The sequence below is a fragment of the Pseudomonas sp. NY15364 genome (assembly GCF_048068235.1).
Lineage (GTDB): Bacteria > Pseudomonadota > Gammaproteobacteria > Pseudomonadales > Pseudomonadaceae > Aquipseudomonas > Aquipseudomonas mendocina_D.
This window is the reverse complement of sequence record NZ_JBLUPX010000036.1, coordinates 1-23,387: the sequence shown is the minus strand read 5'-3', so window position 1 is coordinate 23,387 and position 23,387 is coordinate 1. Positions and strand designations below refer to the sequence as shown.

The 23,387-nt window shown below is 63.6% G+C and carries 21 protein-coding genes and 1 tRNA gene; 14 read left to right on the top strand and 8 right to left on the bottom strand.

Annotated features, from left to right (window positions below; genetic code table 11):
• Nucleotides 1–3: 3 nt before the first annotated feature.
• Genes ACNFCJ_RS21200 through gorA form a run of 3 tightly spaced genes read right to left on the bottom strand, consistent with a single transcriptional unit; the run spans nucleotide 4 to nucleotide 2,376 of the window.
• Nucleotides 4–384 (bottom strand): VOC family protein, encoded by a 381-nt coding sequence (locus tag ACNFCJ_RS21200; protein ID WP_416773488.1) that lies wholly within the window; start codon nucleotides 382–384, stop codon nucleotides 4–6.
• A gap of 2 nt (nucleotides 385–386) precedes the next feature.
• Nucleotides 387–1,010, bottom strand: coding sequence for a trimeric intracellular cation channel family protein (locus tag ACNFCJ_RS21195; RefSeq protein WP_017676851.1), 624 nt, complete (start codon nucleotides 1,008–1,010; stop codon nucleotides 387–389).
• 7 nt (nucleotides 1,011–1,017) lie between these two features.
• Nucleotides 1,018–2,376: a glutathione-disulfide reductase gene (gorA, locus tag ACNFCJ_RS21190; protein ID WP_416773485.1), complete on the bottom strand. Its 1,359-nt coding sequence runs from the start codon at nucleotides 2,374–2,376 to the stop codon at nucleotides 1,018–1,020.
• A 72-nt stretch (nucleotides 2,377–2,448) separates the two neighbouring features.
• Here gorA and ACNFCJ_RS21185 point away from each other — a divergent pair, with 72 nt between their 5' ends.
• On the top strand, nucleotides 2,449–2,871 hold the full coding sequence (locus ACNFCJ_RS21185; protein WP_416773483.1) for a VOC family protein: 423 nt from the start codon (nucleotides 2,449–2,451) through the stop codon (nucleotides 2,869–2,871).
• Nucleotides 2,872–2,919: 48 nt separating this feature from the next.
• On the opposite strand, the gene galU is transcribed toward ACNFCJ_RS21185, so the two are convergent.
• The 4 genes from galU to ACNFCJ_RS21165 all read right to left on the bottom strand — a co-directional run bounded on the left by galU (nucleotide 2,920) and on the right by ACNFCJ_RS21165 (nucleotide 6,034).
• Complete coding sequence (gene galU, locus ACNFCJ_RS21180; RefSeq protein ID WP_416773482.1) at nucleotides 2,920–3,759, bottom strand: UTP--glucose-1-phosphate uridylyltransferase GalU; 840 nt, start codon at nucleotides 3,757–3,759, stop codon at nucleotides 2,920–2,922.
• Between the two features lie 42 nt (nucleotides 3,760–3,801).
• On the bottom strand, nucleotides 3,802–5,163 hold the full coding sequence (locus ACNFCJ_RS21175) for a UDP-glucose dehydrogenase family protein (protein ID WP_416773480.1): 1,362 nt from the start codon (nucleotides 5,161–5,163) through the stop codon (nucleotides 3,802–3,804).
• Nucleotides 5,164–5,632: 469 nt separating this feature from the next.
• A tRNA-Ser gene (locus tag ACNFCJ_RS21170) sits at nucleotides 5,633–5,722 on the bottom strand.
• A 93-nt stretch (nucleotides 5,723–5,815) separates the two neighbouring features.
• Nucleotides 5,816–6,034 (bottom strand): hypothetical protein, encoded by a 219-nt coding sequence (locus ACNFCJ_RS21165; RefSeq protein WP_416773478.1) that lies wholly within the window; start codon nucleotides 6,032–6,034, stop codon nucleotides 5,816–5,818.
• 187 nt (nucleotides 6,035–6,221) lie between these two features.
• Here ACNFCJ_RS21165 and ACNFCJ_RS21160 point away from each other — a divergent pair, with 187 nt between their 5' ends.
• A complete protein-coding gene (locus ACNFCJ_RS21160) occupies nucleotides 6,222–6,911 on the top strand; it encodes a crotonase/enoyl-CoA hydratase family protein (RefSeq protein ID WP_416773476.1) in 690 nt (229 codons plus the stop codon).
• Between the two features lie 120 nt (nucleotides 6,912–7,031).
• On the opposite strand, the gene ACNFCJ_RS21155 is transcribed toward ACNFCJ_RS21160, so the two are convergent.
• On the bottom strand, nucleotides 7,032–7,424 hold the full coding sequence (locus ACNFCJ_RS21155; protein WP_003460092.1) for a hypothetical protein: 393 nt from the start codon (nucleotides 7,422–7,424) through the stop codon (nucleotides 7,032–7,034).
• 154 nt (nucleotides 7,425–7,578) lie between these two features.
• Here ACNFCJ_RS21155 and ACNFCJ_RS21150 point away from each other — a divergent pair, with 154 nt between their 5' ends.
• From ACNFCJ_RS21150 to cobA, 12 genes are all read left to right on the top strand, one after another.
• A complete protein-coding gene (locus tag ACNFCJ_RS21150) occupies nucleotides 7,579–7,893 on the top strand; it encodes a hypothetical protein (protein WP_012018520.1) in 315 nt (104 codons plus the stop codon).
• 387 nt (nucleotides 7,894–8,280) lie between these two features.
• A complete protein-coding gene (locus tag ACNFCJ_RS21145) occupies nucleotides 8,281–9,567 on the top strand; it encodes a CmpA/NrtA family ABC transporter substrate-binding protein (RefSeq protein ID WP_416773474.1) in 1,287 nt (428 codons plus the stop codon).
• A 12-nt stretch (nucleotides 9,568–9,579) separates the two neighbouring features.
• Nucleotides 9,580–10,431, top strand: a complete 852-nt coding sequence (ntrB, locus tag ACNFCJ_RS21140; RefSeq protein ID WP_059391968.1) for a nitrate ABC transporter permease — start codon at nucleotides 9,580–9,582, stop codon at nucleotides 10,429–10,431.
• Nucleotides 10,432–10,613: 182 nt separating this feature from the next.
• On the top strand, nucleotides 10,614–11,405 hold the full coding sequence (locus ACNFCJ_RS21135) for an ABC transporter ATP-binding protein (RefSeq protein ID WP_017676827.1): 792 nt from the start codon (nucleotides 10,614–10,616) through the stop codon (nucleotides 11,403–11,405).
• A 96-nt stretch (nucleotides 11,406–11,501) separates the two neighbouring features.
• Nucleotides 11,502–12,191 carry a polysaccharide lyase family 7 protein gene (locus ACNFCJ_RS21130; protein ID WP_416773473.1) on the top strand — a complete coding sequence of 230 codons (690 nt, stop codon included), beginning with the start codon at nucleotides 11,502–11,504 and terminating at the stop codon, nucleotides 12,189–12,191.
• A gap of 48 nt (nucleotides 12,192–12,239) precedes the next feature.
• On the top strand, nucleotides 12,240–12,683 hold the full coding sequence (locus ACNFCJ_RS21125; RefSeq protein ID WP_059391967.1) for a thioesterase family protein: 444 nt from the start codon (nucleotides 12,240–12,242) through the stop codon (nucleotides 12,681–12,683).
• Nucleotides 12,684–13,382: 699 nt separating this feature from the next.
• The gene (locus ACNFCJ_RS21120) at nucleotides 13,383–14,594 is read left to right on the top strand and encodes a nitrate/nitrite transporter (RefSeq protein ID WP_092375522.1); all 1,212 of its coding nucleotides are present in this window, start codon (nucleotides 13,383–13,385) and stop codon (nucleotides 14,592–14,594) included.
• Nucleotides 14,595–14,710: 116 nt separating this feature from the next.
• Nucleotides 14,711–16,378, top strand: coding sequence for a protein kinase domain-containing protein (locus ACNFCJ_RS21115; RefSeq protein WP_416773470.1), 1,668 nt, complete (start codon nucleotides 14,711–14,713; stop codon nucleotides 16,376–16,378).
• Nucleotides 16,379–16,735: 357 nt separating this feature from the next.
• Nucleotides 16,736–19,192, top strand: a complete 2,457-nt coding sequence (gene nirB, locus ACNFCJ_RS21110) for a nitrite reductase large subunit NirB (RefSeq protein WP_416773468.1) — start codon at nucleotides 16,736–16,738, stop codon at nucleotides 19,190–19,192.
• On the top strand, nucleotides 19,189–19,506 hold the full coding sequence (gene nirD / locus ACNFCJ_RS21105) for a nitrite reductase small subunit NirD (RefSeq protein WP_416773467.1): 318 nt from the start codon (nucleotides 19,189–19,191) through the stop codon (nucleotides 19,504–19,506). Before nirB ends, nirD begins: the two co-directional genes overlap by 4 nt.
• An 82-nt stretch (nucleotides 19,507–19,588) precedes the next feature.
• Nucleotides 19,589–22,306 (top strand): molybdopterin-dependent oxidoreductase, encoded by a 2,718-nt coding sequence (locus ACNFCJ_RS21100; protein ID WP_416773466.1) that lies wholly within the window; start codon nucleotides 19,589–19,591, stop codon nucleotides 22,304–22,306.
• 145 nt (nucleotides 22,307–22,451) lie between these two features.
• On the top strand, nucleotides 22,452–23,195 hold the full coding sequence (cobA, locus tag ACNFCJ_RS21095) for a uroporphyrinogen-III C-methyltransferase (RefSeq protein ID WP_059392553.1): 744 nt from the start codon (nucleotides 22,452–22,454) through the stop codon (nucleotides 23,193–23,195).
• The last annotated feature ends 192 nt before the right edge of the window (nucleotides 23,196–23,387 follow it).

Here is a 23,387-nt window from a genome sequence, read left to right as displayed (position 1 = left end):
CCTCTAGGCGAGATAACGGCTCACTTCGATCAGATTGTCGTCCGGGTCGCGAAAATACACCGACTCGATTGGACCGACGGCGCCAGTACGTGCCACTGGCCCCTCCTCTACCGTCACGCCCTGCTCGGCCAGGTGAGCCATTACGCGCTCCAGCGGCCACAGGGTGATCAGGCACAGATCGATGGCGCCCGGTGTTGGCTTGATCGCCTTGGGCTCGAACTCTCGCCCGGCCTGATGCAGATTGAATTTCTGCTGGCCGAATGCCAGAGCGCTACGCCCGGCACCGAAGCGCTCGTGACGCATGCCCAGCACACGCTGGTAAAAGTCGACGGTGACGTCGATGTCCGCCACTGTCAGTACCAGATGATCCAGTCTCTCGATCATGCTCAATGCCTATCCAGCAGATGAAAACGCGGCAACCCGAGGTGCCAGTGAATCGCCGCCAGGCGCGCTGCCAGCACCACGAGCATCGCCGCGGCGGTATCCAGCCAGTGTGGCGTGCCCAGGGCACGCAGGCCGATAAAGGTCAGCGCGCCGGCGATGCAGGCCGTGGCGTAGATTTCCTTCTGGAAGATCAGCGGAATCTCGTTGCACAGCACGTCGCGAATCACCCCGCCGACCACACCGGTCATCACTCCCATGATCACCGCAGTGCTGATCGGCGTACCGTGTTGCAGCGCCAGTTCAGTGCCATACACGGTAAACACAGCCAGACCAAAGGCGTCGGCGATCAACAGGCCCTTCTCGTGAATCGGGCGGGTCATGCGTACCCAGGCCACGGTGCCCAGCGCCGCCAGGGAAGCGACCAGGATGTAGGTATCGTCACGAATCCAGCTGACCGGGTGGTTGTCCAGAATCAGATCGCGCAACGTGCCACCGCCCAGCGCGGTGACGATGGCCATCACCAGCACGCCGAACAGGTCCATGGACTTGCGCCCCGCCATCAGCGCACCGGTGATGGCAAATACCGCTACGCCGAACAGGTCGGCGACATAGAAAAGCTTTTCCATGCTGTCCTCAGCGGCTGACCGGCGTACGCAGGGTGACGAACTCCTCGGCGGCGCTCGGGTGCACGCCGATGGTCTCGTCGAAGATCTGCTTGGTCGCACCGGCTTTCAGCGCGACAGCCAGGCCCTGAACGATCTCGCCGGCCTCCGGGCCGACCATATGGCAGCCGAGCACGCGGTCGCTATCGGCATCGACCACGAGCTTCATCAGCGTGCGCTCGGGATCTTCGGTCAACGTCAGCTTCATGGGGCGGAAGCGGCTCTCGAAGATCTTCACCTTGTGCCCGTCCTCGATGGCTTGCTCTTCGCTGAGGCCAACGGTGCCGATGTTCGGCAGGCTGAATACGGCGGTGGGAATCATGCTGTAATCCACCGGCCGGTATTCCTCGGGCTTGAACAGGCGGCGAGCCACGGCCATGCCTTCAGCCAGCGCAACCGGGGTCAGCTGTACGCGGCCGATCACATCGCCAAGGGCGAGAATCGACGGCGTGGAGGTCTGGAACAGGTCATCGACTTCGATATAGCCACGCTTGTCCAGCTTGACCTCGACGTTCTCCAGGCCGAGGTTGTCGAGCATCGGTCGGCGACCGGTGGCGTAGAACACGCAGTCGGCCTCCAGTACACGACCATCCTTGAGCGTCGCGGCCAGGCTGCCGTCAGCGTTGCGTTCGATGCTGGCGATGTCGGCGTTGAACTGCAGATCCAGGCCCTTCTTGCTCAGTTCATCGCGCAGGTGCTCACGTACCGCACCATCGAAGCCACGCAGGAACAGCTCGCCGCGATACAGCAACGAAGTCTGCGCGCCCAGGCCATGGAAAATCGAGGCGAACTCCACGGCGATATAACCGCCGCCGACCACCAGTACGCGCTTGGGCAGTTGCTTGAGGAAGAAGGCTTCGTTGGAGCTGATGGCGTGCTCGCGACCGGGAATATCGGGAATCTGCGGCCAGCCGCCGGTGGCGATCAGGATGCGTTCAGTACTATGCCGCCGGCCGTTCACTTCGACGGTATGCGCATCGACGATACGCGCATGACCTTCGAACAGACTCACACCACTATTGGTCAACAGATTGCGGTAGATGCCATTGAGGCGTTCGATCTCGCGGTTCTTGTTGGCGATCAATGTCGCCCAGTCGAAATTCGCTTCGCCCAGCGACCAGCCGAAACCCGAGGCCTGCTCGAAGTCCTCGGCGAAATGCGCGCCGTACACCAGCAGTTTTTTCGGTACGCAACCGACATTAACGCAGGTGCCGCCCAGATAGCGGCTCTCGGCGACCGCGACGCGGGCACCATAACCAGCGGCGAAGCGCGCCGCACGTACGCCGCCGGAACCGGCGCCGATCACGAACAGGTCGAAGTCGTAACTCATGGGGTATCTCCTTGGCAGACGAGGAGCATACCGTAAAGGCCCGCGCTAAGCTGAACGCCGGAGGTGGAGAACATGCGCCCTACCCTGACTCACCTGGCCCTGCACGTCCCCGATCTCGACGCCTGCATCGCCTTCTATCAACGTTTCTGCGCCATGCAGGTGATCCACGAGCGCCCCGGCAAGGGCACACGCATCGTCTGGATGGCCGAGCCGGGCAAGGAACACCAGTTCATCTTCGTGATCATGCCGGGCGGGCAAGACCGTAACCTGGCTGCCAATGACTACAGCCACTTCGGCTTTGCCTTGGGCAGCCGCGCAGAGGTCAATCGAGTCGCCGCCATGGCCGAAGACGACGGCTGCCTGATCTGGGCTCCACGCGACGAACCCTACCCGGTTGGCTATTACTGCGGCCTGCGCGACCCGGCCGGCAATTACGTCGAATTCAGCTACGGCCAGCCGCTCGGGCCTGGTTCCGAAGAAATGCCCATCCCCTGAAATGCAAAACGCCACCCGAGGGTGGCGTTTCGTTTACCTGAAGGCGTATCAGAACGCCTTGCCGGTCTTGTACAGGTTCTCGAAGCAGAAGTTGGTCGCGTCGATGTAACCCTCGGCGCTGCCGCAATCGAAACGCTGGCCCTTGAACTTGTACGCCATCACGCAACCCTGCTGGGCCTGACGCATCAGGGCGTCGGTGATCTGGATCTCCCCCCCCTTGCCCGGCGGCGTGCTGCGGATCAGGTCGAAGATATCCGGGGTCAGGATGTAGCGACCGATGATCGCCAGGTTCGACGGCGCATCCTCGGGCTTGGGCTTCTCTACCATGTTGCTGACGCGGTAGATGTCCTCGCGAATCATCTCGCCATCGATCACGCCGTACTTGTAGGTCTCGTCCTTCGGCACTTCCTGAATCGCGACGATGGAGCAGCGGAACTGGTTGTACAGCTTGACCATCTGCGCCAGTACGCTGTCGCCTTCCAGGTTCAGGCACAGGTCGTCGGCCAGCACCACGGCGAACGGCTCGTCACCGATCAGCGGCTGGCCGCAGAGGATGGCGTGACCCAGGCCTTTCATTTCGACCTGACGGGTGTAGGAGAAGCTGCACTCGTCGATCAGACGACGGATGCCAACCAGGTATTTCTCCTTGTCGGTGCCCTTGATCTGGTGTTCGAGCTCGTAGCTCACGTCAAAATGGTCTTCCAGCGCACGCTTGCCGCGACCGGTGACGATGGAGATCTGGTTGAGGCCAGCCTCGAGTGCCTCTTCAACCCCGTATTGAATCAGTGGCTTGTTCACCACCGGCAACATTTCCTTGGGCATTGCCTTGGTAGCAGGCAGGAAGCGCGTGCCGTAACCGGCAGCGGGGAACAGGCATTTCTTGATCATGGGACTCCCTAGTGGGGACGGTTGGAATGCGCACCCAGTCTATCAAGCCGCGCTAGCCTTACAACTGCCGCTTGCAGGTCGACCGATGCCGCGATAAAGAAAACCCAGCTCCGCCAGCTGATCGGCGTCATAGATGTTGCGCCCGTCGAACAGCACCGGCATGCGCATCACGCCACGAATACGCGGGAAGTCCGGCTGACGGAACTGCTTCCACTCCGTCACCAGCACCAGCGCATCCGCACCCTGGGCGACGGCATAGGGGGATTCGCTCAGCAGCAGTTGCCCCGACTCGATGGCCGCTGGATAACGCGCAGCGACAGCTGCCGTGGCGGCAGGGTCGCAAGCCTGCACCTTGGCGCCGGCCGTTAGCAGTGCATCGAGCAGCACCAGGCTGGGCGCCTCGCGCAGATCGTCAGTACCGGGCTTGAAGGCCAGCCCCCAGAGCGCGACGACCCGACCCTGCAAGTGGCCATTGAAATGCTCGCGCAAAGCCTGGAACAGCAGCGTTTTCTGCAACGCATTGCGCGCTTCGACCGCACGCAGGATGCCCGGCTCGATGCCCTCGTGCTCCGCCGTGCGGATCAGCGCTTTCACATCCTTGGGAAAGCACGAACCACCGTAGCCACAGCCGGCATAGATGAAGTGCGTGCCGATGCGCCGGTCGCTACCGATGCCACGACGCACCTCCTCGATATCCACACCAAGGCGCGCGCAGATGCCCGCCATCTCGTTGATAAAGGAAATCTTGGTCGCCAGAAAGGCATTGGCCGCGTACTTGCTGAACTCGGCGGCGCGCACGCCCATGCACAACAGGCGGTCGTGATTGCGCAGAAATGGCGCATACAGCCGGCGCAGCAGCTCACGCCCACGCTCATCGTCGCAGCCGACAATCACCCGGTCGGGGCGCATGAAATCCTCGACCGCTGAACCTTCCTTGAGAAACTCCGGATTGCTCGCCACGGTCACCCGCGCCCGTTGCTCCCGACGCGCCAGACCGGCGTTGATGCGCTGCGCCACACGCTCAGCGGTGCCCACCGGCACCGTGGATTTGTCCACGACCAGGCACGTATGATCCAGCCGTTCACCCAGCTCGTCGGCAACCGCCAGCACATGGCTCAGATCGGCCGAACCGTCCTCGCCACTGGGCGTACCCACCGCAATGAAAATCACCTCGGCCCGGCGGATGCCGGCCTTCAACTGCGAAGTGAAACTGAGCTGCCCAGCGGCCAGCTGCGCCTTGAGCATCGCCTCCAGGCCAGGCTCATAGATCGGCACCTCGCCTCGCGAAAGCATCGCGACGCGCTGCGGATCTCGCTCGACGCAGACCACCTGATTGCCCATCTCGGCAAAACAGGTGGCCGTCACCAAACCTACGTATCCCGCTCCAATCACGCATATCTGCATCGCAGCATCCTCCTGGCCTATGCTGCGATTGCAACCAATCGCGGTGGCAGCGATATGACGGAGCGGCGAAGGAATGATGACAAGCGCCTCCGCCGTTGTCGGCGGGTATTGGCCAATATGGCTGTATCTTCGGCATTGCAGGTAAGGAGTACGGCTTGACCGTGCCAGACGAACAACCATTCAAGCTAATTGCCTCAAGGGAGCGACGATGCCAGACGACAAACGCCAGCAACTACGCAATGAGTTGCTGGCCGGTGCCGAATCCAAGCCAGCAAAAGCCGCTAACCAACGATATTTCGCTAGTCTGCGCGAATGTATGCGACGTTCCAGGCAATCACCTGCTCCATCGAATTGAAGCGAGCGCTTGGCTGATTAGCGTCTTGCGCCGAGAGAAGAGCGACAAGCAGAAAGCAAAAAGCAAAAAGCCCCGAAAACTTCTCAGTTCTCAGGGCTTTAGGTATTGCGAAAGTGGCGGTGAAGAAGAGATTCGAACTCTTGATACGGTTTCCCGTATACACACTTTCCAGGCGTGCTCCTTCAACCACTCGGACACTTCACCGGATCTCGACGTTTTGGCGTTTACCCCGTCGAGGCGCGCTAATGTAGTCGAATGTTTTCTCGATGGCAAATTTTTTTTAAAGGATTCATGCGCTTAAGAGCGAAGCGGGTTTTCGTCGTGCTTCTCGCAGGGCTGCTCGTCGAAGCGAATGTGGCCGAACAGCAGAAAACCCAGGGACATGAACAGGCCCAAGCCGAATAGCAGCAGCACGCCGGATGGGCTGCGCAGGTAGAAGGTTTCGCTGAGCACGACCGATGCCAGCAGCAGGCCGATCACGGCGACCATATAAAGGATGGAGTTGAGGGTGTTCATGGGGCAGCTCCTTCGGTTCGCTGCACACCTTAAAGGCCTGGCTTTGCGTTCGACCAATTGCCATCCGGCATCGCCGCGATAGGCAAAAACACTGACCAGCCAGTCAGCCGCGGCGCTTTACCAGAGCGCTTCGGCTGAGTACCTTCTGCCCACATTCGCCCCCAAGGCTCTAACAAGGAAAACCGCCATGAGCGACCTGATCAGCTATCAACTCGAAGACGGCATCGCCACCCTCACCCTGAGCAATGGCAAGGTCAATGCCATCTCGCCTGACGTGATCGCTGCGTTCAATGCCGCCCTCGACCGCGCCGAGCAGGATCGCGCCATCGTCGTCATCACCGGCCAGCCGGGGATTCTTTCCGGCGGCTATGACCTGAAGGTGATGACCTCGGGCCCGCAGAATGCAATCAACCTGGTGGCTGCTGGCTCCACGCTGGCGCGACGCATGCTCGCCCATCCCTACCCGATCATCGTCGCCTGCCCGGGTCATGCCGTGGCCAAGGGTGCGTTCATCCTGCTGTCGGCCGATTACCGTATCGGCGTGGATGGTCCGTTCAATATCGGCCTGAATGAAGTGCAGATCGGCATGACCATGCACCACGTCGGCATCGAACTGGCACGTGACCGCCTGCGCAAGTCGGCGTTCCACCGTTCGGTGATCAATGGCGAGATGTTCGACCCGGCTGGCGCGGTAGAGGCCGGCTTCCTCGACAAGGTGGTGCCGGCCGAACAATTGCTGGCCACCACTCAGGCGGTGGCGCAGCAGATGAAGAAGATCAACATGACCGCGCACAAGAACACCAAGCTGAAGGTGCGCAAGGCGCTGCTGGAAACCCTCGATGCCGCCATCGAAATGGACAAGCAACACCTGCTGTAAGCATTCGGTAACCCATAAATGAAAAGCGCCGCTTCCGTTGAGGTCGCGGCGCTTTTTTCTTTGCGCGTCTAGCCAATTAACCCGCCGGCGAATGTCGGTGCGCGCGGCGCACCCTAGGGGTCAGCCGGAATAATCCAGGGCCGTCCAGGCTCGGCTCAGGCCTTGCGCGAGCACGCAGCCGGGCTTGCTCAGTTGCTCGTTGAAGGCAGCCGGCAGCAGTGTGGTTTCACCCTCTGCAGCGCCATGACGCTCGGTCAGCCACTGCAGCTTGCCGCAGTTGGGCGTTTCGATCACGTAACTGGCGGCAATGTTGGAGTGATGGCTGGGTAGTCGAATCACGTCGAGCACTATGCCCGTCTCCTCGACACGCTGGCCATCGGAGACCAGCACGGCCCAGGCCTGTTCGCCCTCGATCACCAGATAGGCACCGTTGGCCTGTGGTCGATCAATCTGCGGTTGCGCGCAGCCGCTCAGCAGGGCCAATAGCACAATCGTCATCAGCATCTGTTGCATTGCCAATACCCCCTCGCAAGGCGCCCACCTTCAGGTGGTGGACGGGTTGTTGTCGCCTAAGTGAGGCCAATATCACTCAATACTGTTTATTTGTACAGTATTTTTCGATTAGGCTATATCGCAGGTAAATGATCGATTGCACAGGAGCGCCATCATGCTGGACGTACTGCAGCTAAAACACCGAGTGAACCGCATGCCGCTGGAGCGGGTACGCGAGATGGTCGAGGAACTGCAGCTCGAGGGCATCGTCACCGAGAGCCGCACCCCTTTCAATCGTCAGCACTTCAATACCTGCTTCGCCGAGATCGAGGCGCTGCTGCAGCGCGCCGGCTACCATCGGCAACTGGATGTGGTCGGCTATCAGGGGCTGGCCTATGCGCTGTTCGATCCAGCTCGCTGGGAAGCCGTCGAAGTGCTGCGCTGGCTGCGCGACTTTGTCGAGGAAGCGCGCGTTCAACCGGCATCCTGAGCCTGCGCTACGAACCAAAAAGGCTCAGCGACGCCCGTTCATGCACGGCATTGGCTCAGAAGCATGCGGGGTGAGCCAAGCCTGCGCTCGCTCCACACACTTCAAAATCTTCTCAGAACATAGCTGCAACTTATTGATCATAAACAGCTAGCCTCTGGAAAGCCGGCATCCGGCCCCTACCTGTCAGGTGCCACATGCCGCTGCTCGGCCGCTGTGCACGAAAGCTGGCAAGCCCCTTGCTAAGTCCCTGTCAACCATCCTGCGTAGCACGCCAACGGCGGCGGGCCGAGGATCACGGACAACGGCGTCCGTCAGGTCACCTTCCTCTCATCGAGGTGGCCTGGCGTACGCCGTTTTTTGTTTATGCGCCTGACAAGGATTAGACCCATGACCGATCGTGATTCGAACAAGCCCCTGGCCACCAGCCGCCGTAACTTTCTCAAGCAATCCATCGCCCTGGCCGGCGCCGTGAGCGGCATCGCCGCACTCGGCCTGTCGGCGCCGGCTTCGCTGCGCAGTGCAGCCTGGGCGGCCGGCTCCGACGCGCCGGAAAAAGCCGCGCTAAACGTCGGCTTCATTCCCCTGACCGATTGCGCTTCGGTGGTGGTCGCCGCCACCCAGGGTTTCGGCGAGAAGTACGGGCTGACCATCAATCCGAGCAAGGAGGCCTCCTGGGCCGGCGTGCGCGACAAGCTCAACACTGGCGAACTGGATGCTGCTCATGTGCTCTACGGCATGATGTACGGCGCTCAGCTCGGCCTGGCGGGGCCACAGCGGGACATGGCAGTGCTGATGGGGCTGAACCAGAATGGCCAGGCCATCACCCTGTCCAAGCAACTGCGTGAGGCCGGTGTGACCAACGGCGCGCAACTGGCCGAACACGTGAAGAAAGGCGGCAATCCGCTGACCTTCGCCCAGACATTCCCAACTGGTACCCACGCCATGTGGCTGTATTACTGGCTGGCCAGTGTCGGCATCAACCCCATGAGCGATGTGAAGACCATCGTCGTGCCGCCGCCGCAGATGGTCGCCAATATGCGTGTCGGCAACATGGACGGCTTCTGCGTCGGCGAGCCCTGGGGCGCGCGGGCGATCTTCGACAAGATCGGTTTCACCGCCACCACCACCCAGCAGATCTGGCCGGACCACCCGGAGAAGGTGCTCGGCACCACCCGCGCCTTTATCGAGCAGTATCCCAATGCCGCCCGTGCACTGATCATGGCGATTCTCGATGCCAGCCGCTTCATCGAGGCCAGCGAGGAGAACCGCAAGAGCACCGCCAAGCTGATTTCCGGCAAGGCCTACGTCAACGCGCCGGTGCAGGTGATCGAGCCGCGCTTTCTCGCCCAGTACGAGGACGGCCTCGGCAACAGCTGGAAGGACGAACATGCCATGGCCTTCTGCAAGGACGGCAGCGTCAACTTTCCCTATCACTCCGACGGCATGTGGTTCCTCACCCAATTCAAGCGCTGGGGCCTGCTCAAGGATGCGCCGGATTACGCCGCCGTGGCCGCGCAGATCAACCAGACCGCGCTCTACGCCGAGGCTGCCAGCGCCCTCAAGCTGGCCGTGCCGAGCAGCCCGCTGCTGCGCAGCAGCACGTTGATCGACGGCGTGGTCTGGGACGGCAGCAATCCGGCCGCCTACGCCGACTCCTTCGCAATCAAAGCCTGACCGGAGGTGACCATGAATGCGCCCCTGAAAACACCACTGCCGCCAATCGCCAAGCCGCGCCTCTCTGCGCAGGCCTTGCTGCCCAGTGCCGCCGCACTGGGTAGCCTGCTCAAGGCCGGCATCGCCCCGCTGCTGGGCATCATCGCCTTCATCGGCTTCTGGTCGTTGCTGGCGCAATACAGCGAGGGCCTGCCCGGCCCCTTGAGCACCTGGCAAGCCGCGCTGGTGCTGTTCGCTGATCCTTTCTACGACAACGGCCCCAACGACATGGGCATTGGCTGGAACATCCTCAACTCGCTCGGCCGCGTCGGGGTCGGCTTTGGCCTGGCGGCGCTGGTGGGCATTCCCCTGGGGTTCGCCATCGGCCGCTTCGCCTTTCTCGCCGGCATGCTGGCGCCGATCATCAGCTTGCTGCGGCCGGTCTCGCCGCTAGCCTGGCTGCCGATCGGCCTGCTGGTGTTCGAGGCGGCCGGCCCGGCGTCGATCTGGGTGATCTTCATCAGCTCGATCTGGCCAATCATCCTCAACACCGCCGCCGGCGTGGCCAGCGTGCCGCAGGACTACCTGAACGTGGCCCGCGTGCTCAAGCTGTCAGAGTTCAAGGTGCTGACGCGCATCCTGTTTCCCGCCGTGCTGCCGCACCTGATGACCGGCATCCGCCTGGCCATCGGCGTGGCCTGGCTGGTGATCGTCGCCGCGGAGATGCTCACCGGCGGCATCGGTCTGGGCTTCTGGGTGTGGGACGAATGGAACAACCTCAACGTCGAGCACATTCTCATCGCCATCATCATCGTCGGCCTGGTCGGCCTGGCGCTGGAGCAGATGCTGCTGTTGATCGCCAAACGCTTTGACTACGCGAGCTGAAGAGGCGCGTTCGGCCAACTCGTAGCCCAGATGCAATCCGGGAACGCGATCTCCGTTTCCCCGGATTGCACCCGGGCTACGCAAGCTTACAAATCAGCTCAATAGTAGACGCCAAGTCTTTGTTTTAAATGAAAGTGTCACTGATTAAATTCGGGGCACAGCGCCAGAACGGGAGAACTCCGATGGACAAATTCGTGGAGCTGACCGCTGTCAGCAAGCACTTCGACACCAAGAAAGGCCGCTTCCAGGCACTGGCAGACGTCAACCTGAGCATCGCCCGCGGCGAGTTCGTCGCACTGATCGGCCACTCCGGCTGCGGCAAATCCACCGTGCTCAACCTGATCGCCGGCCTGCTCGACGCCAACGAAGGCGGGCTGATCTGCAATGGCCGCGAGATCGACGGCCCCGGCCCCGAACGCGCCGTGGTGTTCCAGAACCACAGCCTGCTGCCCTGGATGACCTGCTTCGGCAACGTCCACCTGGCCGTGGAAAAGGTCTTCGGCGCGCGCGAAAGCAAGGCCCAGCTCAAGGCTCGCACCGAGCAGGCGCTGAACATGGTCGGCCTCAGCCATGCCATGCACAAGCATCCCAATGAGATCTCTGGCGGCATGAAGCAGCGCGTCGGCATCGCCCGTGCCCTGGCCATGGAGCCCAAGGTGCTGCTGATGGACGAGCCGTTCGGCGCCCTCGATGCCCTGACCCGTGCACATCTGCAGGACGAGCTGCTGCGCATCGTCGGGCAGACCCAGAGCACCGTGGTGATGGTCACCCATGACGTCGACGAAGCCGTGCTCCTGTCCGATCGTATCGTGATGATGACCAACGGCCCGGCCGCCACCGTCGGCGAAATCCTCGCCGTCGACCTGCCGCGCCCGCGCGACCGCCTGGCGCTGGCCAATGACTCGCAGTACCACGCCTACCGTACCGCCGTGCTGGAGTTTCTCTACCAGCGCCAGCAGCGCCCGGCCGCCTGAGGGTCAAAACCGCTCTGGCTCAAGGGCTGGGGCGGCGGAACCTCTGACCCTTTGCAGGGACGAACAAGGGCCCTCAACCGGCAAGCAGAGAACCCCGTGCTCGACCTCACCACCTGGAATCTGTCGATTCCCACCGAACCAGCGCCGACCACTATCACCACCGAACGGCTGAATAACAGCTATACAAGCCGTTACTTTCGGCGCAATGCCGACGGCAGCGTGACCTTCTGGGTGCCGGTCACCGGCTCGACCACAGCCGATGCCCGCTATCCACGCAGCGAGCTACGCGAAACCCAGCACGACGGCAGACTCGACAACTGGCTACATGCCAGTTCGGACAGCTACCTCAGCGCCGTGCTGCAGGTTGACCAGGTGCCCAGTCGCAACAAGGTGGTGATCGGCCAGATCCACAGTACCGACGTGCCGGGCAGCCAGAACGACCCGCTGCTCAAGCTGCAATATCACTATCGACGTGGCGTTGGCCGGGTGGAGCTGCTGCTGCGCGCTCGCCCAGGCGACAGCGACGTGCAAAACATTCTGCTGGCCGAGAACATCCAGCTTGGCGAGCGCTTCGGCTACGACCTGCGCGTCACGCCCAGCGGACGCATCGGCGTCAGCGTGGCCAGCACCGATGGCGACAATGGCTCGCTCTACCGCCAGTTGAGCAGCAGCTGGAGCAAGCTGTACCTGTACTTCAAGGCGGGCGCCTATATCCAGGACAATTCCGGAGCGGATAGCGAAGGTGGTCGTGTCACGTTCTATCACCTCAACAGCCTGCACCGCTGAGGAACGCGGCGGTTTACAATCGCCGCCCTCCTAGACGAAGGCTCGACCATGGCACGCCTGACCCTCGATTTTCCCGAAGACCAGTACTGCTACAGCACTCACCTGACCGTGCGCGTTACCGACATCAACGGTGCCAACCATCTGGGCAATGACTCGATGATCTCGATGATTTCCGAGGCACGCGCCCGTTTCCTCTTCGAGTTCGGCATTCGCGAAACCGACGGCAAAGGCACTGGCATCATCGTCACCGACCTGGCCACCACCTACAGGGCCGAGGCCCATGCCCGCGACCAGCTGCTGTTCGAAGTCGGTGTGATGGATTTCAACCGATATGGCGGTGATATCACCTTCCGCATCACCCGTCCGGCTGACGGCACGCTGGTGGCCATGGCCAAGTCCGGCTTCGTGTTCTTCGATTATCGTCAGTCGAAGGTGGTGCCAATGCCGGAATCCTTCAGCGCCAAGTTCCCCAAGGTCAATCGGCTCGACTGACTCAGCGATTCCACTGCTTCAGGGCCCCGGGCGAACAGGCGTCTGCAAACGTGCACAGTTATTGCTGCTAATAACGTGACACATTGTCATTCGTCTGCTACGCCTAGGTCAGAACAGAAAAAAGGGGGGATCGAGGATGACCGACACCTACCGCCGTGCCCGTCAGGCGGGGCTGCTCAGCAATCTGCTGGCACTCGCCCTGCTGACCGCGCCGCTACCCACTCACGCAACCAGCGTTGCCCAACTTTCCAGCGTCCAGTCTCAAGCCACTCTCAGTACGCAGCGATCGCCCCATTCGGGGGCATAGACGGCGCAAACGCCTCGTTTTACGGCAGTACTGCGCGTATTGAAGGTGCGTAGCGCCTGATCCCAGGGCCTCTGCCCGGTTGGCTCGGCTCTTGCTTATTCCCTCGCACCAGGTAGCCAACGGCGGCCACCTCCCTCACGACAAAGACGTCGCCTCACCTCGCCTTCATGGCCTGTGGTGAAGCGGCGTTTTTTTTCGTGTTCGCCCCAGTGACCGGGGCCGGCGCAGGCATCGCGATCCGAGCCTGCACCGCAATCGCTCAAACCTGCTGTGGCTTCGGCCGCAGGGCTCTGCACCACAAGTGCACGGCCTTCCCGGCAGACGCGGCCGCCGTGTCCACGACCACGGTTCGCCGCGCCTGACCGGGCTCCTTCTCGCTGATGAGGTGATCGATGAATACAAGTTTCTGGAAAGCCGGCCACGCCCCCACCCTGTTTGCCGCCTTCCTCTATTTCGACCTGAGCTTCATGGTCTGGTACCTGCTCGGCCCACTGGCGGTGCAGATCGCTACCGACCTCGACCTCAACGCCCAGCAACGCGGCCTGATGGTGGCCACGCCGATTCTCGCCGGCGCCGTGCTGCGTCTGCTGATGGGCTTTCTCGCCGATCGCCTGTCGCCGAAGACCGCCGGCCTGCTCGGCCAGGTGGTGGTGATAGTCGCGCTGTTCTGCGCCTGGCAGATCGGCATCGGCAGCTACGAGCAGGCGCTGCTGCTCGGCCTGTTCCTCGGCTTTGCCGGCGCGGCGTTCGCCGTGGCCCTGCCGCTGGCCTCACAGTGGTACCCGCCGCAGCATCAGGGCAAGGCCATGGGCATTGCCGGCGCCGGTAACTCCGGTACCGTGCTGGCGGCGTTGTTCGCCCCCGGCCTGGCCGCGCTGTCCGGCTGGCAGAACGTGTTCGGCTGGGCGCTGATCCCGCTGCTGGCGACCCTGGTGATCTTCGCCCTGGTGGCCAAGAATGCGCCGGAACGACCCAAGCCCAAGGCCTTCGGCGACTACCTCAAGGCCCTCGGCGATCGCGACAGCTGGTGGTTCATGTTCTTCTACAGCGTCACCTTCGGCGGCTTCATCGGCCTGGCCAGCGCCCTGCCCGGCTACTTCAGCGACCAGTACGGGCTGAACCCGGTGACCGCCGGTTACTACACCGCCGCCTGCGTCTGCGCCGGCAGCCTGCTGCGCCCGCTGGGCGGCGCTCTGGCCGACCGCATCGGCGGCATTCGCACGTTGCTGATGATGTACAGCATCGCCTCGCTGTGTATCACCGTGGTGGGCTTCAACCTGCCCAGCGCGACCGCTGCCCTGGCCTTTTTCGTCGCCGCCATGCTCGGCCTTGGTGCTGGCAATGGCGCGGTGTTCCAGCTGGTACCGCAGCGTTTTCGCAGGGAAATCGGCGTGATGACCGGGTTGATCGGCATGGCCGGCGGTATCGGTGGTTTCTTCCTCGCTGCAGGCCTGGGCACCATCAAGCAACATACCGGCGACTACCAGCTGGGCCTCTGGCTGTTCGCCAGCCTCGGCGTGCTGGCCTGGATCGGTCTGCATGGGGTCAAGCAGCGCTGGCGCACCACCTGGGGTAGCGCCGCGGTGACCGCCGCACGGGTGTGAGCGAGTTCTCGACGACCGGCCACACTCCGTAGGGTGCGCCGCGCGCACCAGCGATTTGCGTCGAATCTGGTGCGCACGGCGCACTCTACGGTCCAAAGATCTACGGAAACCGCATCATGGCCCTGCAACTGAGCATCGGCGAAACCAGCGCCACCGGCCCGCGCAGCGAGAACCAGGACGCCCTGCGTGTGGTCACCCCGGCGCCAGCCCTGGCTGCCAGCAAGGGCTACCTGCTCGGTCTGGCCGATGGCGTCAGCCAGTGCGCCGACGGCGGCCTGGCCGCACGTGCGACCCTGCAGGCGCTGGCTCTGGACTACTACTCCACCCCGGAAACCTGGCCGGTGCAGCACAGCCTGGACCGCCTGCTCATTGCGCATAACCGCTGGCTACAGGCCAACGGCGGCGGCCAGCCGCTGCTCACCACCCTCACCGCCCTGGTGCTGCGCGGGCGGTGCTACACCCTGGCGCACATCGGCGACAGCCGCGCCTACCTGTGGCGCAACGGCCAGCTGCTGCGCCTGACCGAGGACCATGTGTGGGAACAGCCGGGCATGCAGCACGTGCTCAAGCGCGCCATGGGGCTGGATCAACACCTGGTGGTGGACTACCGCGACGGCGAGCTGCAGGCCGGCGACCGTTTCCTGCTGGTCAGCGACGGGGTCTGGGCCTGCCTCAGCGACAAGCGCATCGGCGAGCTGCTGCAACAGGGCGACGACGCCGAAGCGATCTGCCAGGCACTGGTCGACGTGGCGCATCACGCCGGCAGCCAGGACAACGCCAGCGCCCTGCTGGTGCACGTCGAGCAGCTCCCAGAAGCCGCGCTGGCCGACACCCTGGCCCAGCTCGAACATTGGCCTCTGCCGCCGCGCCTGCGTGAAGGCCAGGAGTTCGAAGGCTGGCAGGTCGAAGGCCTGCTCGGCGAATCGCGCCAGTCGCTGATCTACCGGGTGCGCGATGCTGACAACCTGCCCTGGCTGCTCAAGACCCTGCCGCCCAGCCGCGCCGGCGAGGAGCAGGCCGGCCCGGCGCTGCTGCAGGAGGAATGGTTCCTGCGCCGCGTCGCCGGTCGCCACTTCCCCGAGTTGCATGCTCTACCGCAGCGCCAGCATCTGTATTACGTGCAGCGCGAATATGCCGGCCAGACCCTGGCCACGCGCCTACGCCAGCACGGCCCGCTGAGCCTGGCCGACTGGCAGGACCTGGCCCCGCGCCTGATCAAGGCGCTCGGCCTGTTGCACAGGCGCAATATCATCCACCGCGACATCAAGCCGGAGAACCTGCTGCTCGGCGACGACGGCGAGCTGCGTGTGCTGGACTTCGGTCTGGCCTACTGTCCGGGCCTGACCCGCGACGAGGCGCATGCCCTGCCCGGCACGCCCAGCTATATCGCCCCGGAAGCCTTCGCCGGCAGCCCGCCCAGCGCCCAGCAGGATCTCTACGCCGCCGGCGTGACCCTCTATCACCTGCTTACCGGTCACTATCCCCATGGCGAAGTCGAAGCCTTCCAGCACCCGCGCTTCGGTCAGCCGGTGCCGGCCAGCCGCTACCGCCCGGACTTGCCTGCCTGGCTCGATGAGGTGTTGAACCGCGCGGTAGCCGCCGCCCCAGCGCAGCGCTTCGAGACTGCCGAGGAGTGGCTGCTGGCACTGGAAAGTGGCGAGCGCCAGTCCCTGAACAACCGCCCACGACCGCTGCTGGAGCGCGAGCCGCTGCTGGTCTGGAGCACGGTGGCGCTGGTGTCGCTGCTGCTCAACCTGCTGCTGGCGTTCCTGCTGCTCAAATAGCCCACCCCGCACCAAAGCAGCGCAAAACGCATCTCAACGGTGCATAAACCCAACCTACAGCGCCAGCCAAGTGACTGAAAAGCCTGAAAAACCGTGACCTGATCGAGTTGGCACAAGGGCTGCATTCACAACTACCACAAACCACATAAAGCGCGACCTTCAACGACGAAGGCTGCACTTCCCGATAGAACGGGACCTGGACAAAGGCGTCCTCGCTAGGTGACTAGCGGGACGCCTTTTTTGTTTTTTTATGGCCTGCCATCCCTGGCGGCCACTCTTCGAGCCGTCGCGGAGCGACGTTAAAAATTGCTCCCGACAATTTTTTCGACCGTGATTTTTCTTCAGGAGATGGCCGGCATGCAAAAACTCAAGCTGGTGATGATCGGCAACGGCATGGCGGGTGTACGCACCCTCGAGGAGCTGCTCAAGCTCGCCCCCGATCTCTACGACATCACCGTGTTCGGCGCCGAGCCGCACCCCAACTACAACCGCATCCTGCTCTCGCCGGTACTGGCCGGCGAGCAGACCTTCGAGGAGATCGTGCTCAACGATCTCAACTGGTACGCGGAAAACGACATCAAGCTGCTGCTCGGGCGCAAGGTGGTCAAGATCGACCGCAAGAAGCGCTTGGTCATCGCCGACGATGGCAGCGAAGCCGAGTACGACCGCCTGCTCATCGCCACCGGCTCCAACCCCTTTATCCTGCCGATTCCGGGTAAGGACCTGCAGGGCGTGATCGGCTATCGCGACATCGCCGACACCCAGATGATGATGGACACCGCCAAGACTCATAAGCACGCAGTGGTCATCGGCGGCGGCCTGCTCGGCCTGGAAGCGGCCAACGGCCTCAAGCTGCGCGGCATGGACGTGACCGTGGTGCATATCGGCGACTGGCTGCTGGAGCGCCAGCTCGATAGCACCGCAGGCCGTTTGCTGCAGAAATCCCTGGAAGACCGTGGCCTGAAGTTCCTCCTGCCCAAGCACACCGCCGAGTTGCTGGACAACGGCGAAGGCCGCGTCTGTGCGGTGAAGTTCAAGGATGGCGAAGTGATTCCCGCCGACCTGGTGGTGATGGCCGCCGGCATCCGCCCCAACAGCGAGCTGGCCGAGAGCGCTGGTATCGCCTGCAACCGCGGCATCCTGGTCAACGACACCATGCAGACCTATGACCCGCGCATCTACGCCATCGGCGAGTGCGCCAGTCACCGCGGCATCGCCTACGGCCTGGTGGCGCCGCTGTTCGAGCAGGCCAAGGTCTGCGCCAACCACCTGGCCCAGCTCGGTTTCTCCCGCTATCAGGGCTCGGTGACCTCGACCAAGCTCAAGGTCACCGGTATCGACCTGTTCTCCGCCGGTGAATTTATGGGCGGTGAAGGCACCGAGACCATCACCCTTTCCGACCCCATCGGCGGCGTGTACAAGAAGCTGGTGATCAAGGACGACGTGCTGGTCGGCGCCTGCCTGTATGGTGACACCGCCGACGGCGGCTGGTACTTCCGCCAGATCCGTGAGAATCACAACGTCAGCGAGATCCGCGACCACCTGATGTTCGGCGAAGGCGCCATCGGCGACGTCGGCCACCAGGGCGCCGACAAGACCGCCAACATGCCCGACAGCATGGAAATCTGCGGCTGCAACGGCGTGTGCAAGGGCACCATCGTCAAGGCGATCCAGGAGAACGGCCTGTTCTCGGTCGACGAGGTGAAGAAGCACACCAAGGCTGCCAGTTCCTGCGGCTCCTGCGCCGGCCTGGTGGAGCAGATCCTGATCAGCACCGTTGGCGGCGCAGCGGACGTCAAGCCCAAGAGCGAGAAGGCCATCTGCGGCTGCAGCGACCTCAACCACGGGCAGATCCGCAAGGCCATCCGCGAGCAGCACCTGACGTCCATGGCGCAGACCATGGCCTTTCTCAACTGGAGCACGCCCAACGGCTGCGCCACCTGCCGTCCGGCGCTGAACTACTACCTGATCTCCACCTGGCCGGGCGAGGCCAAGGACGACCCGCAGTCGCGCCTGATCAACGAACGCGCCCACGCCAATATCCAGAAGGACGGGACGTATTCCGTTGTTCCGCGTATGTGGGGCGGCGTGACCAATCCCTCCGAGCTGCGCCGCATCGCCGATGTGGCCGACAAGTACAACGTACCCATGGTCAAGGTCACCGGCGGCCAACGCATCGACCTACTGGGCATCAAGAAAGACGACCTGCCAGCGGTGTGGAAGGACCTGGACATGCCCTCCGGCCACGCCTACGGCAAGTCCATCCGCACGGTGAAGACCTGCGTCGGCAGCGAGTTCTGCCGCTTCGGCACGCAGAACTCCACCCAGCTGGGCATCGACCTGGAGCACGACCTGTTCAACATGTGGTCACCGCACAAGGTCAAGCTGGCGGTCTCCGGCTGCCCGCGCAACTGCTCCGAGGCCGGCATCAAGGACGTCGGCATCATTGGTGTGGACTCCGGCTTCGAGATGTATATCGGCGGTAACGGCGGGATCAAGACCGAGGTGGCCGAGTTCTTCGTCAAGGTCAAGACCGCCGAGGAAGTGCGCGAGTACAACGCCGCCTTCCTCCAGCTGTACCGCGAGGAGGCCTTCTACCTCGAGCGCACCGTGCACTACCTGCAGCGCGTCGGCATGGAGCACATCAAGAAGGCGGTGCTGGAAGACGAGGCCAACCGCAAGGCCCTGGCTGCGCGCCTGCACTACGCCCTGTCGTTCGAACAGGATCCCTGGAAGCAGCGCATCGAAACGCCGCAACTGAAGAAAGAGTTCGACACCATCAAGGTCGTGCAAATCGAGGAGGCCACCGTATGAACTGGCTGGATATCTGCGCCCTGGAAGAGATCAACGTGCTCGGCTCGCGCATCATCGCCGGGCCGAAAGGCGATATCGCCATCTTCCGCACCAGTAACGATGAAGTATTCGCCCTCGACGACCGCTGCCCGCACAAGGGCGGGCCGCTGTCCCAGGGGCTGATCTACGGCAAGCGCGTGGCCTGCCCGCTGCATAACTGGCAGATCGAGCTGGAGTCCGGCGAGGCCGTGGCGCCGGATGTCGGTTGCGCTCACCGGCACCACGCCCGGGTCGAGAACGGCCGCGTGTTGCTGGCATTCGCTCACAGCAGCTAGCCCTGTGGGAGGCGCTTCAGCGGCGACGGTCGCGGCTGAAGCCCCTCCACCAGAACTTCCCCGCGCCTCAGGAGCTCCGAACATGGCCAGCCCCACTCAAGTCACCGCCTCCACCTGCTGCTACTGCGGCGTGGGCTGCGGCGTGCTGATCGAGCACGACGGCGAGAAGATCCTCGGCGTTGCCGGCGACCCCAGCCACCCGGCCAACTTCGGCAAACTGTGCAGCAAGGGTTCGACCCTGCACCTGACCGGCGACCTCGACGCCCGCGCCCTCTATCCCGAGCTGCGCCTGGGCAAGGGCCTGGCCCGTTCGCGCACGGACTGGGACAGCGCCCTGGATCACACCGCCGCGGTGTTCGCCGAAACCATCCGCGAACACGGTCCGGACAGCGTTGCCTTCTATATTTCCGGCCAGTTGCTGACCGAGGACTACTACGCCTTCAACAAGCTGGCCAGAGCATTGGTGGGAACCAACAATATCGACAGCAACTCGCGCCTGTGCATGAGTTCGGCGGTGGTCGGCTACAAGCGTAGCCTCGGTGCCGACGCCCCGCCCTGCAGTTACGAGGACATCGAGCAGAGCGACTGCCTGCTGATCGCCGGCTCCAACATGGCCTACGCCCATCCGGTGCTGTTCCGCCGCCTGGAAGAAGCCAAGGCCCGCCGCCCGGAAATGAAGGTGATCGTCATCGACCCACGGCGCACCGATACCTGCGAGCTGGCCGATCTACACCTGGCGATCCTGCCCGGTACCGATGTCGCGCTGTTCCATGGCATCCTGCATATCCTGCTCTGGGAAGGCTGGATCGACCGCACCTATATCGATGCACACACCGAGGGCTTCGAGTCGCTGAAGGATCTGGTGCGCGACTACACCCCCGCCGCGGTCGCCGACATCTGCGGCATCGACCGTGAAGCGCTGCAGACCTGCGCGCAATGGATCGGCCAGGCACCCAGCTTTCTCTCGCTGTGGTGCATGGGCCTGAACCAGTCCAGTGCCGGCTCGGCGAAGAACAGTGCGCTGATCAATCTGCACCTGGCCACCGGGCAGATCGGCAAGCCCGGCGCCGGCCCCTTCTCGCTGACTGGCCAGCCCAACGCCATGGGCGGCCGCGAGACCGGCAGCCTGAGCAATCTGCTGCCCGGCCACCGCGAAGCCGCCAACGCCGAGCACCGCGCCGAAGTCGCCGCCTACTGGGGAGTCGATGCCCTGCCGGAGACGCCCGGCCTGTCCGCCATCGAGTTGTTCGATGCGGTGCACGACGGCCGCATCAAGGCGCTGTGGATCGCCTGCACCAACCCGGCGCAGTCGCTGCCGAACCAGAACAAGGTGCACGAGGCCCTGGCCGCCTGCCCCTTCGTCGTGGTGCAGGAAGCCTTCTTCACCACCGAGACCTGCCGCTACGCTGACCTGCTGCTGCCCGCCGCCAGCTGGGGCGAGAAGGAAGGCACGGTGACCAACTCCGAGCGCCGCGTCAGCCATGTGCGCCGCGCCGTGCCAGCGCCCGCAGAGGCGCGGCCCGATTGGTCGATCACCTGCGACTTCGCCCGTCGCCTGGAACCCCTGCTCCGCCCCGGCCTGCCCAGCCTGTTCGATTTCACCGACAGCGAAGCGCTGTTCGAGGAATACAAGCACCTGACCGCCCAGCGCGACCTCGACCTCTCGGGGCTGAGCTACGCGCTGCTCGATGACCGAGGTCCCCAGCAATGGCCGTTCCCGTCCGGCGCACGCCACGGCACCGCGCGGCTCTATGCCAATGGCCGCTTCCCCACGGCCAGCGGGCGCGCGCAGTTTCATGCCGACCCCTACCGTGCGCCGAAGGAAAAGCGCGAGGCGCGTTACTCGCTGACCCTCAATACCGGTCGCCTGCGCGATCAGTGGCACGGCATGAGCCGCACCGGCACCGCCGCGCGCCTGTTCGGCCATGTCGAGGCCGCCGTGCTCGGCCTGCACCCGGACGAGCTGCGTCGTCGTCGCCTGCAGGACGGCGATCTGATCAAGCTGCGCAGCCGTCGCGGCAGCCTGATCCTGCCGGTACAAACCGACGAATCGGTGCGCCCCGGTCAGGCCTGGCTTCCGATGCACTGGGGCGATCGCTTCCTCAAGGGTTTGGGCACCAACGTGCTGACCCAGCCGGCTTTCGATCCGTTATCCAAACAACCGGAGCTCAAGCATGCTGGTGTCGAGGTGGACAAGGTCGAGCTGCCCTGGCAGCTGTTCGCCCTGGTTGAGGGCGAGGTGCAGAGCCGCTTCGAGGCCCTGCGCCCGCTGCTCGAGGAGTTCGCCTACGCCAGCCTCACCCCCACCGGCCGCGAGCGCCCCGCTCTGCTGATCCGCGCCGCCAGCGCCGTGGCGCCGCAGCCAGAGCTGCTGGCGCAGATCGACCGCCTGCTGCGCCTGAATGAAGGTCCGGTGCTGGCCTACGACGACCCGCGCCGTGCAGTAGGCAAGCGTGTGCGTATCGAGGATGGCCGCATCGTCAGCATCCGCCTGGCCGGCGAAACCGCCGCCAGCGAATGGCTCAGGAGCCTGTGGCTGGACGGCCAGGCCGACGCCGAGCTGCGTCGCTGGCTGCTCGCCCCGGTCTCCGCGCCGCCAGGCAATGCAGCCGCCAACACGCGCGGCAAGACCCTGTGCAACTGCCTGAACGTCAGCGAAGGCGCGGTGTGCGCCGGCATCGCACGCGGCCTGGATCTGGACGGCCTCAGGCAGGAGCTCAAGTGCGGCACCAGCTGCGGCTCCTGCGTCCCCGAAATCAAACGTCTGCTGGCTCAACAGCCCACTGCAGTGAACGCATGAGTTGATCGTACCCACGCTCTGCGTGGGTACGCAGCCCGAGACGCTCGCGTCTCATGGGGCGCAGCGCGTCCCCCGAATCCTTTCCACGCCGGAGCGTGGGAACCAGCGGCAAACGCCGGCACGTGACACGAGAGAGGTGGTGAACATGAGTGCAAAAGTCTGGCTGGTAGGTGCGGGCCCAGGTGATCCCGAGCTGCTGACCCTCAAGGCGGTCAAGGCGCTGAACCAGGCCGAGATCGTGATGATCGACGATCTGGTCAACCCGGCCGTGCTCGAGCACTGCCCCGGCGCGCGTATCGTCTCGGTGGGCAAGCGCGGCGGTTGTCGCTCCACCCCGCAGGCTTTCATCCATCGCCTGATGCTGCGCTATGCACGCCAGGGCAAGTGCGTGGTGCGCCTGAAAGGCGGTGATCCTTGCATCTTCGGCCGCGGCAGCGAGGAAGCAGACTGGCTCGGCGAGCACGGCATCGAAGTGGAGATGGTCAACGGCATCACCGCCGGGCTGGCCGGCGCCACCAACTGCGGCATCCCCCTGACCCTGCGCGGTGTGGCCCGTGGCGTGACCCTGGTCACCGCCCACACCCAGGACGACAGCAGCCTGAACTGGGCGGCACTGGCGCAGAGCGGCACCACCTTGGTGGTCTATATGGGTGTCGCCAAACTGGCGGATATTCGCGACGGCCTGCTCGCCGGCGGCATGAGCGCCGAGATGCCGGTGGCCATGATCGAGAACGCCTCGTTGCCCGCACAGCGTGAGTGCCGCAGCCAGTTGGGCGCGATGCAAGACGATGCCGCAGCCTTCGCCCTGAAGAGCCCGGCCATTCTGGTGATCGGCGAAGTCGCCCGCGCCAGCACACAGATCAGCATGCCCCAGCTCCTGCATGCCTGACCGCTTCGCGCTCCTGCGAAGACGTTGTTTGCCCGTCGCCCCCTCGGCGGGCTTTTTTATTCCAGAAAAGAAAAAACCCGGCCGAGCAGACTGTGTGAAAACGTTCTGAACTGAACCGGTTCAATACAAACGCCTCGATTGATTCGGGGCGTTTGTGTTTTTACTGGTGCAATGATGCAAAGTGCAGCGCTC

Coding starts and splice junctions, on each gene's coding strand:
- ACNFCJ_RS21165 (WP_416773478.1), bottom strand. CDS start 6,034: ATGAACACCCTCAACTCCATCCTTTATATGGTCGCCGTGATCGGCCTG.
- ACNFCJ_RS21145 (WP_416773474.1), top strand. CDS start 8,281: ATGACCGATCGTGATTCGAACAAGCCCCTGGCCACCAGCCGCCGTAAC.
- nirB (WP_416773468.1), top strand. CDS start 16,736: ATGCAAAAACTCAAGCTGGTGATGATCGGCAACGGCATGGCGGGTGTA.
- ACNFCJ_RS21155 (WP_003460092.1), bottom strand. CDS start 7,424: ATGCAACAGATGCTGATGACGATTGTGCTATTGGCCCTGCTGAGCGGC.
- ntrB (WP_059391968.1), top strand. CDS start 9,580: ATGAATGCGCCCCTGAAAACACCACTGCCGCCAATCGCCAAGCCGCGC.
- ACNFCJ_RS21120 (WP_092375522.1), top strand. CDS start 13,383: ATGAATACAAGTTTCTGGAAAGCCGGCCACGCCCCCACCCTGTTTGCC.
- cobA (WP_059392553.1), top strand. CDS start 22,452: ATGAGTGCAAAAGTCTGGCTGGTAGGTGCGGGCCCAGGTGATCCCGAG.
- ACNFCJ_RS21185 (WP_416773483.1), top strand. CDS start 2,449: ATGCGCCCTACCCTGACTCACCTGGCCCTGCACGTCCCCGATCTCGAC.
- ACNFCJ_RS21125 (WP_059391967.1), top strand. CDS start 12,240: ATGGCACGCCTGACCCTCGATTTTCCCGAAGACCAGTACTGCTACAGC.
- ACNFCJ_RS21100 (WP_416773466.1), top strand. CDS start 19,589: ATGGCCAGCCCCACTCAAGTCACCGCCTCCACCTGCTGCTACTGCGGC.
- nirD (WP_416773467.1), top strand. CDS start 19,189: ATGAACTGGCTGGATATCTGCGCCCTGGAAGAGATCAACGTGCTCGGC.
- ACNFCJ_RS21195 (WP_017676851.1), bottom strand. CDS start 1,010: ATGGAAAAGCTTTTCTATGTCGCCGACCTGTTCGGCGTAGCGGTATTT.
- ACNFCJ_RS21135 (WP_017676827.1), top strand. CDS start 10,614: ATGGACAAATTCGTGGAGCTGACCGCTGTCAGCAAGCACTTCGACACC.
- ACNFCJ_RS21150 (WP_012018520.1), top strand. CDS start 7,579: ATGCTGGACGTACTGCAGCTAAAACACCGAGTGAACCGCATGCCGCTG.
- ACNFCJ_RS21160 (WP_416773476.1), top strand. CDS start 6,222: ATGAGCGACCTGATCAGCTATCAACTCGAAGACGGCATCGCCACCCTC.
- galU (WP_416773482.1), bottom strand. CDS start 3,759: ATGATCAAGAAATGCCTGTTCCCCGCTGCCGGTTACGGCACGCGCTTC.
- ACNFCJ_RS21115 (WP_416773470.1), top strand. CDS start 14,711: ATGGCCCTGCAACTGAGCATCGGCGAAACCAGCGCCACCGGCCCGCGC.
- gorA (WP_416773485.1), bottom strand. CDS start 2,376: ATGAGTTACGACTTCGACCTGTTCGTGATCGGCGCCGGTTCCGGCGGC.
- ACNFCJ_RS21175 (WP_416773480.1), bottom strand. CDS start 5,163: ATGCAGATATGCGTGATTGGAGCGGGATACGTAGGTTTGGTGACGGCC.
- ACNFCJ_RS21200 (WP_416773488.1), bottom strand. CDS start 384: ATGATCGAGAGACTGGATCATCTGGTACTGACAGTGGCGGACATCGAC.